15 protein-coding genes are annotated in these 11,387 nt (G+C 61.6%); 1 reads left to right on the top strand and 14 read right to left on the bottom strand.

Translation table 11 applies throughout. The features are described from left to right. Nucleotides 1–2: 2 nt before the first annotated feature. From ACN50D_RS15735 to ACN50D_RS15765, 7 genes are all read right to left on the bottom strand, one after another. On the bottom strand, nucleotides 3–1,064 hold the full coding sequence (locus ACN50D_RS15735) for a DUF1214 domain-containing protein (protein ID WP_064113988.1): 1,062 nt from the start codon (nucleotides 1,062–1,064) through the stop codon (nucleotides 3–5). An 88-nt stretch (nucleotides 1,065–1,152) separates the two neighbouring features. After that, nucleotides 1,153–2,298: a sulfotransferase family protein gene (locus tag ACN50D_RS15740; RefSeq protein WP_125050482.1), complete on the bottom strand. Its 1,146-nt coding sequence runs from the start codon at nucleotides 2,296–2,298 to the stop codon at nucleotides 1,153–1,155. A 22-nt stretch (nucleotides 2,299–2,320) separates the two neighbouring features. Continuing rightward, nucleotides 2,321–3,112, bottom strand: a complete 792-nt coding sequence (locus tag ACN50D_RS15745; RefSeq protein WP_064113990.1) for an SDR family oxidoreductase — start codon at nucleotides 3,110–3,112, stop codon at nucleotides 2,321–2,323. Further along, nucleotides 3,106–3,465 carry a nuclear transport factor 2 family protein gene (locus tag ACN50D_RS15750; protein ID WP_003942015.1) on the bottom strand — a complete coding sequence of 120 codons (360 nt, stop codon included), beginning with the start codon at nucleotides 3,463–3,465 and terminating at the stop codon, nucleotides 3,106–3,108. Before ACN50D_RS15750 ends, ACN50D_RS15745 begins: the two co-directional genes overlap by 7 nt. Nucleotides 3,466–3,489: 24 nt before the next feature. Further along, nucleotides 3,490–5,391, bottom strand: coding sequence for a sulfate adenylyltransferase subunit CysN (cysN, locus tag ACN50D_RS15755; protein WP_125050481.1), 1,902 nt, complete (start codon nucleotides 5,389–5,391; stop codon nucleotides 3,490–3,492). Beyond that, nucleotides 5,391–6,296: a sulfate adenylyltransferase subunit CysD gene (gene cysD / locus ACN50D_RS15760; RefSeq protein WP_019744365.1), complete on the bottom strand. Its 906-nt coding sequence runs from the start codon at nucleotides 6,294–6,296 to the stop codon at nucleotides 5,391–5,393. Before cysD ends, cysN begins: the two co-directional genes overlap by 1 nt. Then, nucleotides 6,293–7,039: a 3'(2'),5'-bisphosphate nucleotidase CysQ gene (locus ACN50D_RS15765; protein WP_125050480.1), complete on the bottom strand. Its 747-nt coding sequence runs from the start codon at nucleotides 7,037–7,039 to the stop codon at nucleotides 6,293–6,295. The genes cysD and ACN50D_RS15765 overlap by 4 nt, the downstream gene beginning before the upstream one ends. A gap of 254 nt (nucleotides 7,040–7,293) precedes the next feature. Here ACN50D_RS15765 and ACN50D_RS15770 point away from each other — a divergent pair, with 254 nt between their 5' ends. Continuing rightward, nucleotides 7,294–7,905, top strand: coding sequence for a TetR/AcrR family transcriptional regulator (locus ACN50D_RS15770; RefSeq protein WP_003942004.1), 612 nt, complete (start codon nucleotides 7,294–7,296; stop codon nucleotides 7,903–7,905). 12 nt (nucleotides 7,906–7,917) lie between these two features. Here ACN50D_RS15770 and ACN50D_RS15775 read toward each other — a convergent pair whose 3' ends face one another. Genes ACN50D_RS15775 through hemB form a run of 7 tightly spaced genes read right to left on the bottom strand, consistent with a single transcriptional unit; the run spans nucleotide 7,918 to nucleotide 11,356 of the window. After that, nucleotides 7,918–8,199 (bottom strand): metal-sensitive transcriptional regulator, encoded by a 282-nt coding sequence (locus ACN50D_RS15775; protein ID WP_003942012.1) that lies wholly within the window; start codon nucleotides 8,197–8,199, stop codon nucleotides 7,918–7,920. A 31-nt stretch (nucleotides 8,200–8,230) separates the two neighbouring features. Beyond that, the gene (locus tag ACN50D_RS15780; RefSeq protein ID WP_064443318.1) at nucleotides 8,231–8,503 is read right to left on the bottom strand and encodes a hypothetical protein; all 273 of its coding nucleotides are present in this window, start codon (nucleotides 8,501–8,503) and stop codon (nucleotides 8,231–8,233) included. Beyond that, nucleotides 8,496–9,011 (bottom strand): hypothetical protein, encoded by a 516-nt coding sequence (locus tag ACN50D_RS15785; RefSeq protein ID WP_003941872.1) that lies wholly within the window; start codon nucleotides 9,009–9,011, stop codon nucleotides 8,496–8,498. Before ACN50D_RS15785 ends, ACN50D_RS15780 begins: the two co-directional genes overlap by 8 nt. Beyond that, nucleotides 9,004–9,441, bottom strand: coding sequence for a hypothetical protein (locus tag ACN50D_RS15790; RefSeq protein ID WP_003942066.1), 438 nt, complete (start codon nucleotides 9,439–9,441; stop codon nucleotides 9,004–9,006). Before ACN50D_RS15790 ends, ACN50D_RS15785 begins: the two co-directional genes overlap by 8 nt. A gap of 15 nt (nucleotides 9,442–9,456) precedes the next feature. Next, the gene (locus ACN50D_RS15795) at nucleotides 9,457–9,612 is read right to left on the bottom strand and encodes a hypothetical protein (protein ID WP_003941930.1); all 156 of its coding nucleotides are present in this window, start codon (nucleotides 9,610–9,612) and stop codon (nucleotides 9,457–9,459) included. A 57-nt stretch (nucleotides 9,613–9,669) separates the two neighbouring features. After that, entirely contained in the window at nucleotides 9,670–10,332 is a 663-nt protein-coding gene (locus ACN50D_RS15800; RefSeq protein WP_007735307.1) for a hypothetical protein, read from the bottom strand. A 49-nt stretch (nucleotides 10,333–10,381) separates the two neighbouring features. After that, complete coding sequence (gene hemB, locus ACN50D_RS15805) at nucleotides 10,382–11,356, bottom strand: porphobilinogen synthase (protein WP_064074198.1); 975 nt, start codon at nucleotides 11,354–11,356, stop codon at nucleotides 10,382–10,384. Nucleotides 11,357–11,387 lie beyond the last annotated feature (31 nt).

Below are 11,387 nucleotides of genomic sequence, written 5' to 3' on the forward strand. Positions count from 1 at the left end.
TGTCAGATCTTGACTACCTTCGACGTCGGGATCGGGTGCGAGTCCGCCTTGATCCAGCGCAGCGCCCATGTCCCCTCGGCATGCGAATCGGTGTCGATCCAGTTGCCATAACCCGGATCCTTCGCCGCCACGACGATTGTCATGGTGCCGTCGTCGTTGAGCTTCGCGGTGTGATTGTTGATGTAGATGTTCGTGCGGTTGTAGTCGAGGGACTCGACCCAGAAGTTCTGCAGCACGAAGTTGAAGTACTCGCAGTTCGGAACCTCGGTCTCGATGACCCACGCCTCGTCCTCGGCGAGCTTCCAGTAACCGTGGAAGTAGAAGATCGTCGGATCGCCGCCGGCATCCTGGAAGTAGTCCTGTCCCCAGTCGAAGATCTCGTTGGTGTGCGGCTGGAATTTGCGCGACCATTCCAGGAAGGTCTCCGCCATCCCCTTCACGATCCCGACGGACTTGGTGAGGCGCTCGCCGATCTCTTCCGGAGTCAACGGGACGAACTCCCCGTCCGGGTTCAGGCATTCGATGGTCAGATCACCGATGACCTCGTTGCGCCGATCCCGGTGAGTTTGCCGAACGGAGATGAGGTTGCTGTCGGGCGCCAAAGGCAGCCAAGCACCCTCGTCGGGCTTGTCGACGCTCGCGATGAACTCGAAACGGCCGTTCTCGTCGACCTCGAGGTCGTGGATATGCAGATCGCCGGTCTGCAGCATGGTGCCGTCGATGTGGTACCGATTTACGCGCGAGCCGAAGGTGATCAGCGGGACGGTGCCTCGGGTGCCGATGATCCGGTAGTTGTACTTACCGGAAATGTTGGCGCGCATGTAGACGTTGTCCGGGTTGTCGGCACCGATCTTCGTCATCATGTTCGGGTTCGGAGCCGACGAGAACTGCGGCCACCGCGGATCGGTGTACTCGACACAGTTGATCGTGCCGTACCGCAGCAACCGACTCAGGTAGCGGACGCCCTCGGCTTGAGTCAGCGGATCCTGAGGGACGATCTCGTCTTCCAGGACCTTTCCGACCTCGAGCAGATCTGCGCAGAACTTTTCCCAAACAGCATTCATGTGAATCTCCTTGTTTCGGTTGGGGCTTCGCCCTGTGCGCCTTTTTGGTAGTCGGCACTACCAAAAAGGCGCACAGGGCCGGAGGCCTTCAGGGTGTGGTGGAGAACTTCGCTTCGACGTCGGCAGCGCTCACGCCGAAATCCTCGAGCGAATAGCGATGCGACGGACGACGGTGCTCGGCAAGGCTGGCCTGATGCGACGCCTCCACCGCGGCGCGGGCGTCGTCTGTGAAGGGCAGGGCGAACTGTGCATAGATCTTCTCGACGGTGCCGACCGCATCGGCGATGAAGTCCTTGTAGTCGACGTCGATGAACTGATCGGGGTTGTAACGGCTACGGGCATTGTTGAAGTTCGCGTTCCCTCGCGCCCACAGGTCCAGTTGCGTGCGCCCGATGGCGGGACGGTCGAATGCCTTCGACATGTCGTGTCCGCCCTGCTCTACGAGGCTGAAGGTGGACGCCATCGATGTCAACGGGTCTCGGAAGGTCCGAACGAACAGTGCATCCGGATAGACCGACATGATCTCGTCGATCGCGAAGACATGGCTCGGGCTTTTGAGCACCCACCGTCTGTCCTGGTCGTGCAGCCCGATCAACTGCAGGTTCTTCTTGTGCCGCGCATATGTTTCGGTCCAGTCCTGCTCCGCCAGCCACCGGGTGTAACTCGGCACGTACGCCACCGTCTCGAACGCGGTCGAGAGCATCGTCTGCTGCAGCAGCCGCCAGCATTCCTCGACCTCCTCCGCCCCCATGAAATGAACCTTCATCAGGTCTGCCTCGTTACGCTGGCGAGCACGGTAGAAGGCGTCGGAGCGAACGTAATCTTCGTTCTCCGACCACGTGTCGCGCTCGGGGCGCGGCTGCGGCGTCTCGGCGAGCCACATCTCGGCGCCCTGATGCGCTGGGTCGGCACCGAGCAAGCGGTGCAGCGCGGTGCTGCCGGTGCGGGTCAACCCGACCACGAAGATCGGGCGTTCGATCGGAACATCTACGTGCTCTGGATATTTCGCGAATCCGGCCTCACTGGTCAGGCGACCCGCGAGCGCTCCGACGATCATCTTGCGAGCGATCACCTTGCCGTGAGGAGTGAGGTCGGCCTCGTTCTGGAACGACTCGAGGAGAACTCGAAGTCCTTCGAGATAGCCTTCGCTGCCGAAGTTTTCGTACCCGGCCGCCTCGCACGCAGCCTGGTGCAGGTGATCGATGGAACCGATGCCGTCGTAATCCTGTGTCATGGCTAGTCCTTGTATGAGTTGATCAGTGGTGCGTGTGACCGCAGTTGACGTCGAGACATTGCCCTGTGATGGCCCTGGCTGAATCGGACAGGAGGAAGACGACAGCGTTTGCGATGTCATCTGGCTCCGGCAATCGGCGCAGATCGGCGCCCGCTGCGATCTCGTCGTAGATCACCTTGGGGTCGACTCCTGCCTCCGCCGCCTTCTTCTCGAACATGTTCTTGACCGAGTCCGCCCAGATATAGCCGGGAGCAACCGAATTGACTCGAACGCCCTTGGGACCGAGATCGATCGACAAACTGCGTGCCATTGCCAGGAGCCCGGATTTCATGATGCGGTAGGCCCCGAACCCGGGAAGCTGGTTGCGCAACACCATGGACGTGACCATCACGACGGACCCGTGCGACTCGATCAATGCCGGAGCAAATTCTCTGGTGACGTTCAACGCCGCGAGCAAGTTGATGTCGATGCCCGACTGGATGGACGCCACGTCGGCGTCCAGGAGCGGGACCTGCGCGGGTTGAACAAATGCGTTGTTCACCAAGCAATGCGCCGCACCGAACTCAGCGACAGTTGTCTCCGCCAACGAAGCGATCGAATCGACGTCGGTGAGGTTCGTCGGTACGGCCAACGCGATTCCGCCGCGGTCTCGAATCTCCCTTGCCACCGATTCCAAGCGCTCGGGTGTGCGGGCAGCCAGAACAACCTTCGCTCCGGCCGCCGCACTCTGCAGCGCAATCGAACGACCCAGCGCCGGGCCCACTCCCGAGACGACGACAACCTTGCCTGCCAGCAGGCCCTGATGGGTCAGCACAGCGCCTGCGGATCGAGAACAACACTCAGGGAGATGATCTTGCCGTTCTCGTCGAACTCGAACACGTCGGTGGCAGCGAAGTCAGGGATACCGGCGCGCTGCACCCGAAGCTGCATCGCTGCGTACTTTCCCGTCACCGAAATCGGACCGAGCAGGCTGACTGTGAAATCGACCTGCGCGTTCGCGGTATCGAATTCGCGAATCTCGTCGATGCCGCGGTAGGTCTGGACCCCCAGCGGTTCGTGTTGAACTGCGTCGGGCGCAAACAGCGCAACCAGTCCGTCGACGTCGTGACTTCCGAGACACTTGACGTAATCTTCTACGGCAGAAACTATTTCAGCCCTGTCAGGCATGGATGCTCCTCGTGTTCAGGCGGATCAAGAAATGGTTCCGCGGGCGCGGAGATGGTCGACGATCGCGATCGCAGCGTCCTCGGTCGTCGTGACACTGGTGTCGATGTGAATGTCAGGGTTCTGCGGCGGTTCGTACGGCGAATCGATTCCGGTGAAGTTCACCAACTCGCCCCGTCGAGCCTTCTTGTACAGACCCTTGGGATCTCGCTCCTCTGCGACGGCAAGAGCGGTGTCGACGAAGATTTCGACGAACTGTTCGTCGCCGATCAATTCGCGGGCGGCATGACGCTCGGCCTCGAACGGTGAAATGAAGGACGCGAGCACGATCAGACCGGCGTCCGCCATCAGTCGGGTGACCTCGGTGACGCGACGGATGTTCTCGACGCGGTCGGCTTCGGTGAATCCGAGGTCTCGATTCAGCCCGTGACGGACGTTGTCTCCGTCGAGGAGGTAGGTGTGCGCGCCGAGTGCGTGTAGTTGACGCTCGACATCGTTCGCGATGGTCGACTTTCCCGAACCGGAGAGACCGGTGAACCACAGAACTGCGGGTTGGTGTCCCTTGAGCCTGGTGTGCGCGGCCTCGTCGACGTCGACGGATTGCCAGTGAATGTTGTCCGATCGACGCAGCGAGTGCGTGATCATGCCCGCACCGACAGTGCCGTTGGTGAGGCGGTCGATGAGGATGAAGCTACCGGTGTCACGGTTGCCGACGTACGGGTCGAACGGGACCGGTCGATCGAAACTGAGGTTGCACACACCGATTTCGTTGAGCGCGAGAGTAGTCGTTGCGGTCTTCTCGAGAGTGTTGACGTTGATCTTGTGTTTCGGTTTGGTGATGCGCGCAGTGACTGTGACGGTACCGATCTGGCACAGGAACGGCCGTTCGGGCAGCATGGGAGCCTCACCCATCCAGACGATGCAGGCCTCGAACTGATCGGCTACGGCCGGCGGATTGTCGCCGATGGACAGCACATCACCGCGACTGATGTCGATCTGGTCGGCGAGCGTGATGGTGACCGAGCGGCCCGCACCGGCAACGTCGAGGTCGCCACCCATGGTCACGATGCGCTCGACTGTGGACGTCTTTCCACTGGGGAGCACGCGGATGGGATCTCCGGGAGATACGGTGCCTGAAACGATCTGGCCGGAGAATCCGCGGAAGTCGAGGTCCGGCCGGTTGACCCACTGCACCGGCATCCGGAACGGAGCCGCGGCGGCAGCATCGTCGATGTCCACGCTTTCGAGATGCTCGATCAGGCTTGGTCCGGAGTACCACGGGGTATTCGCACTGCGCTCGGTGAGATTGTCACCCATGTATGCCGACATCGGGATGGCGACGAACCCGTCCAGACCGATCTCGTGAGCGAACTCTGCGTAATCCGCGGTAATGGCATCGAAGACCTCTTGCGAGTAGTCGACGAGGTCGAGTTTGTTCACGGCAAGCACCACGTGCTTGATCCCCAGCAACGACACCAGATACGAGTGCCGGCGGGTCTGAGTCAGTATCCCCTTGCGGGAATCGACAAGGATCACAGCAAGATCGGCGGTCGACGCGCCCGTCACCATGTTTCGGGTGTACTGCTCGTGCCCCGGAGTATCGGCGACGACGAACTTGCGTCGCTCGGTCGTGAAGTAGCGGTAGGCGACGTCGATCGTGATGCCCTGCTCACGTTCGGCGGCGAGACCGTCGACCAGGAGCGCGAAATCGAGCCCCTCCCCCTGAGTTCCGCTCTTGCGCGAATCGGCTTCGAGCGCCGTCAACTGGTCGTCGAAGACGAGTTTCGATTCGTAGAGCAGACGGCCGATCAAGGTGCTCTTGCCGTCGTCGACGCTGCCGCACGTGATGAATCGCAGCATGCTCTTGTTCGCATGACGTTCGAGGTACGCCTCGATGTCGTCAGCGATCAGATCCGAGGAAACAGTCATCAGAAGTACCCCTCTTGCTTCTTCTTCTCCATCGACGCACTGGAGTCGTGGTCGATGACCCGTCCCTGGCGTTCGGAAGTGGTGGTGAGCAACATTTCCGAGATGATCTCGGTCAGGCTCGTGGCGGTCGATTCGACGGCTCCGGTCAGCGGGTAGCAGCCGAGGGTGCGGAAACGAACGCTCTTGAGTTCCGGAGTCTCTCCCGGCAGCAACGGCATCCGGTCGTCGTCGACCATGATCAGCGCACCGTCCCGCTCGACGACGGGCCGCTTGTCGGCAAAATACAGCGGAACGATCGGAATCTCTTCCTGGCGTATGTATTCCCACACATCCAGCTCGGTCCAGTTCGAGAGAGGGAAGACGCGCAGGCTCTCGCCCGGCGCTTTGCGGACGTTGTACATCCGCCACAGTTCCGGTCGCTGCTGCTTGGGATCCCAACGGTGCGCAGCTGATCGGATCGAGAAGATGCGTTCCTTGGCGCGGGATTTTTCTTCGTCACGGCGGGCGCCGCCGAATGCAGCGTCGAACTTGTAGTGATCGAGGGCTTGTTTGAGGCCTTCGGTCTTCCACATGTCGGTATGGACAGCGCTGCCGTGAGTGAACGGGTTGATCCCCTGCTTCACGCAGTCCGGGTTGGTGTGGACGATCAGATCGAGATCGCCTGCAGCGGCGGTACTGTCACGAAGTTTGTACATTTCACGGAACTTCCACGTGGTATCGACGTGCAGAAGCGGAAACGGCAGCTTCGACGGATAGAAGGCCTTGCGCGCCAGATGCAGCATCACGGCGGAGTCCTTGCCCACCGAGTACAACATCACCGGGTTCTCGCTCTGGGCAACAGCTTCACGCATGATGTGAATGCTCTCGGCTTCGAGTCGTTCGAGGTGCGTCAGTGTCGCGGTCATCGGCCCAGTTCCTCCAGTGCTTTCGGGGCGAGTTCGGGTCGGCAGATCAGCAGATCCGGCAACCACGGGTTTTCCTGGTTGTAGCGCAGTTCGCTGCCATCGATACGCGAAACATGCAGTCCCGCAGCATGTGCGACAGCAACGGGCGCCGCCGAATCCCACTCGTACTGTCCGCCCACATGTGCGTAGATGTCTGCCTCACCCGAGACGACCGCCATTGCTTTGGCTCCGGCGGATCCCATTTCGATCAACTCCGCGCCCATCGAGTCGGCCATGCGCATGACCGGTTCCGGACGACGCGTCCGCGATACGACGACTCGAACCGGCGTCGCGGCATCCCGTTCGGTCCGATCATCGCTGCTCGAATAGGTGACGCCAAGGGCAGGCATTGCGACCGCACCGGTTGTGAGGACACCGTTTTCGGTCAGCGCAACATGAACGGCCCAGTCCGATCGTCCGGCCTCGCCGTACTCACGGGTGCCGTCGAGAGGGTCGACGATCCACACCCGATCCGCAGCCAGCCTCGCGAGGTCGTCAGCCCCTTCCTCCGACAGCACTGCATCCGCAGGAAAGCGTCGGGCAAGTTCGGCGACGATGAATTCATGACTGAGCCGATCGGCCGCGTTCTTGAAAGTCGCGACATCACCGTCGTTTTCGCCGAGGGATTTCCGATGGTCGAGCAGAAGTTCTCCAGCCGCAGCGGCGATGTCGATCGCCGCGCGTTCATCGTTAGTGCGTGTCATAGGTACTCCACAACTGTGTAGACCTCCCGATCGATACGGGAAGAAAGGTCAGGCAGACCGCAGAGTGTCCAGCGCTTTGCACTGGCCTCGATGTGGTCTGCGCCATACCGTAACACCAGAATGAACGATGTTCATTCTATTTCGAACAATGTTCATTCTATGATCTGAGTCACATTGGTTTCTGGGCGGCGTTCGACAACGAACAGTGTTCGATGTGAATTGAGGATGCCGACCACCGCGACTACGGTGATCAAATGAGCAGTACCAGCAGCAAGTCGATCTACGGCGACGCCGAAGTGCGTCGACGCCGAACTCTCGACGCGGCGATCTCGCTTCTGGACGAAGGAGGCTACTCCGCGCTCACGATCCGCGCTGTCGCCAAACGAGCCGGCACCAGCACTGGCCTGATCTACCAGTACTTCGTCGACAAGCAGGACATCTTCGCCGCCCTCCTCAGCGAAAGTCAGCTGGAAATGGCGGACTTCGTGAACTCGCTCCCCCGCGAGCAGGGACTGAGCGCCTTACTCGAGTCCATGATTTCCGAGTTTGCTCGGCACTGGGCACGGGTGGGTCGACTCACCACCACTTGGCGCGACATCGAAGGCATGGCCGGGTCCGACCGAGAAAGCATGCGGGAACTTCACGCATCCGTAGCGGTCTACAACTCGGCATTGATTCGAGCGCTCACCGAATCTGCTGCAGCCGAAGGGAGCCGGTTGATCGACGACCCCGCGTTGATCCATCTCGTGCTCTCCGGACTCAAAGGCCTGTCGGACACCATCGTCATCAACATCGCCAAAGAAGTCACACCCGAGTACTTCGTGAGCTTCTCCGCCCGGGCGCTCGCGCGGTCCATCACGGAGTGACGGACCGACACCTTACGAACGAACGAGGCGAGCGATGGCCGCCTGAGCTTCCTTGATCTTGACGTCCGCTTCCGGACCACCCTGCTTGGCAGCTTCGACGACGCAACCCGCAAGGTGGGCGTCGAGAAGCTTCAGGGACACGGACTGCAACGCGCTCGTCGCGGCGGATACCTGGGTGAGCACGTCGATGCAGTACCGGTCGTCTGCGACCATGCGTGAAATTCCGGCTACCTGACCTTCGATACGACGAAGGCGCTTGAGCAGATCGTCCTGCTCGGGGCTGTAACTACTCATACCGCAACTATACCCCCTACCCGTATGAGGGCTACTGCGATGCGACGAAGCCCACCCGGACGCGGCGCACGACATCGATGGCCATCAGCCCCGCAATCAGAATCGACAACCCGGCGCCCGAGATCCAGAGACCGTCGTAGTGCGTGCTCTCGAACGGTGGAGCGCCCTCCAGTATCGGTCCGAAGTCGGACGTCGTCGTACCCGCTCGCCAGCACACGACCGCCAGAATCGTTGCGGCGACGATACCGAGTACACCGATCCACGTCTTCACGTCGACACGCGGGGATGGCTGTGGCTCAGTCATCGGCAGACCCGTCCGGTTCGACACCAACCACAACGACCTGACTCAACGCCTCGCGCAGTGCCTGATCGTCCTTTGCCCACGCCCGCACCAATCCCCCGGTGGTCAAACGTAAGCCGATACCGTGCCGACGCCTGGGCACTCCGGACAGCTCACCGAGCGCGCGTGCCGTTTCCCACGGTTCCATTTCGTCCTCGTAGGCAGCGTCGTCGGACTCCGGGAACACCTCGGCGATCTCGGTGATCGGCACCTCTTCGGTTCCCTGACGCAACGTGGTCGCGGTCAGAAGTACGCTCGCGTGCCGCCGTGCTGCGATCACCTGCACGTAGACCAATCCGGTGAGGATCACGGCGAACATCGCCAGACCGAACCAATGCACCACCGGGCCGGTGAACAGTTCGATGACCAAGGCGATCAGGCAGAAGATCGGACCGAACGCGATGGCCCACCACCGAGAACCCGGTTCGTAGTACAGAACGTCCGGGCCGATTTCCGGCGCGCGATCAGCCACGGGCAAACCAACTTCGGGTGGTGTCGCGGTAGATCGCGACGCAGGCACAGATCAGCATGACGGGAACAACCAGCGCGAGCACGGTACTGATCCCGGCCACGACCAGCGCGATCTGCAGCACCGCGAACACTCCGGACACGATCACCAGGATCCGTCGGCACAACGCCCTTCCGGCGCGAGTGGGACCGGCGAGGCCGCCGATCGCGAGGCCGGTCAACAGCAGAACCAGCCCTGACACCCGCACGAAGGTGACGTAGATGTCGATGTTTCCGGCCGAAACGCCTTGATCGGTGAACTGCTCACGCAACGAATACGAAGCGCTGGTGACATTGATCAGGCCGAAGAGTATGAGCAGGAACGCGCTGGCGATCCACAGCCAGAATGCTGCCTCGACAGCCGTCGGGCGCCTGACCTTCGTAGAGATACTCACGGGTTCAAGTGTGCGCTATCCGCTGACGATGCCCGGAATCATGAGCATCAGGAGTGTCACCAGAACAGAGGCTCCGAGGATCGCGAACAAGATCACTTCGGTGCGTGAACCACGTTGGCGCAGTGGCGCGTCGTGGGTGCTTTCCGTACGCAGGGCTTCCTGAGAACTCATCGCGTCCGACCTCTCCCCTACTACTTCAGTGACCCGTTTCACAGTACCCCGAGCTACCTACCGGTTCCCCGCCGGGGGGAAACGAAGAAAGTACGGATTGGACTCTTTTCGGTGCATCATCACGATCGCCCCGACAGCAGCAACTGCCTGCAGGATTTCCGCTCCGCCGAACAGCAGAGTGGCCGCGCCGCCGTCTCCGCCGAGCCCGAAGATCACCGGGATCGCGGAGACCAGCATGAAGACGCCACAGAACGTCAGCAACATTCGAGCCCAGTTCCTGCCGCGACTCATCGCGCGCACGAACAGAAGGAACACCGCGGTGACGATCACGACCAAAACCGCAGAGAACACGATGACCAGTGGGAACATGCCCTCCACGTCGGAACGCGTCAGACCGGCGTCGACAGCTGCCTGATTTCTGAGCATCTCGTCGACGAACATCGACTTCTGCCCGAGCAGCATCCAGATCATCGCGCCGCCCTGGACCAACCCGAGCGCCGTCACAGCCCACCACAACTGAATCGCAGTCACGACGTCCGTCGGCGGCTCGGGTTTCGGCGCAGGTCCCGGGTATCCGTTGTAACCGGGGCCGTATCCCGGGATCTGACCCGTCGGCATCGGTCCGAGTTCGCGGTACGGCTGATTCTCGAACGGCTGGTTCTCGTAGGGAGGTTCCCGGCGGGGCGGTTCCTGGCGCGACGGCGGCCACTGCTCGGTCATGACACCAGCGTATCGGTCGATACCGGCGCAGCCACCATGCGTGACTCCGTCACAGCCATCCGGCAACTTCCGACGCCCAGTACGTGAGGACCACGTCGGCACCGGCGCGGCGAATGCCGATGAGCGATTCGAGAATCGCCGCGTCCCGATCGATCCACCCGTTCTGCGCGGCCGCGGTGATCATCGAGTACTCCCCCGAGATCTGGTACGCAGCGACCGGAACCGGGGACCGGTCGGCGGTCTCACGCAGAATGTCCAGGTAGGACATTGCAGGCTTGACCATCACCATGTCGGCGCCCTCGGCGACGTCGAGGTCTACCTCGCGCATCGACTCGCGGCGATTGGCGCCGTCCTGCTGATACGTACGACGGTCGCCTTGCAGTGAGGATCCGACGGCTTCACGGAACGGCCCGTAGAACGCTGACGCATATTTCGCGGCATAGGCGAGCTGACCGACATCTACATACCCCGAAGCATCGAGTGCACCGCGGATCGCAGCCACCTGACCGTCCATCATGCCGCTGGGACCGAGCAGGTGCGCACCCGATTCAGCCTGCGCGAGAGCCATTTCTACGTATCGGATCAAGGTCGCGTCGTTGTCGACAGCGCCGCCGGCAGTCAACACGCCGCAGTGGCCGTGATCGGTGAACTCGTCGAGGCAGGTATCGGCCATGATGACCGTCGAATCGCCGAGTTCGTCTGCCAGAGCGCGCAATCCGACATTGAGGATTCCGTCGGGATCGGAGGCACCGGACCCCTGGGGATCCTTGTCCTCCGCCTTCGGGACACCGAACAGCATCAGGCCACCGACGCCGGCTTCCACCGCTTCCACCGCTGCGGACCGCAGCGAATCGAGGGTGTGCTGGAAAACGCCTGGCATGGAACTGATCTCACGCGGTGCGTCGATGCCGTCGGCGACGAACATCGGCAAAACGAGGTGCCGGGGTTCGAGCGAGGTCTCTGCCACGAGTCGCCGGAGCGCAGGAGTGCGCCGGAGCCGGCGAGGGCGATGAGTGGGAAACACGAGAAGTAGCCCTCCTTCGTCGGAACCTGTG

It is taken from the genome of Rhodococcus sp. SB1D (assembly GCF_048573875.1).
In the GTDB taxonomy this organism is placed as follows: domain Bacteria; phylum Actinomycetota; class Actinomycetes; order Mycobacteriales; family Mycobacteriaceae; genus Rhodococcus_F; species Rhodococcus_F qingshengii.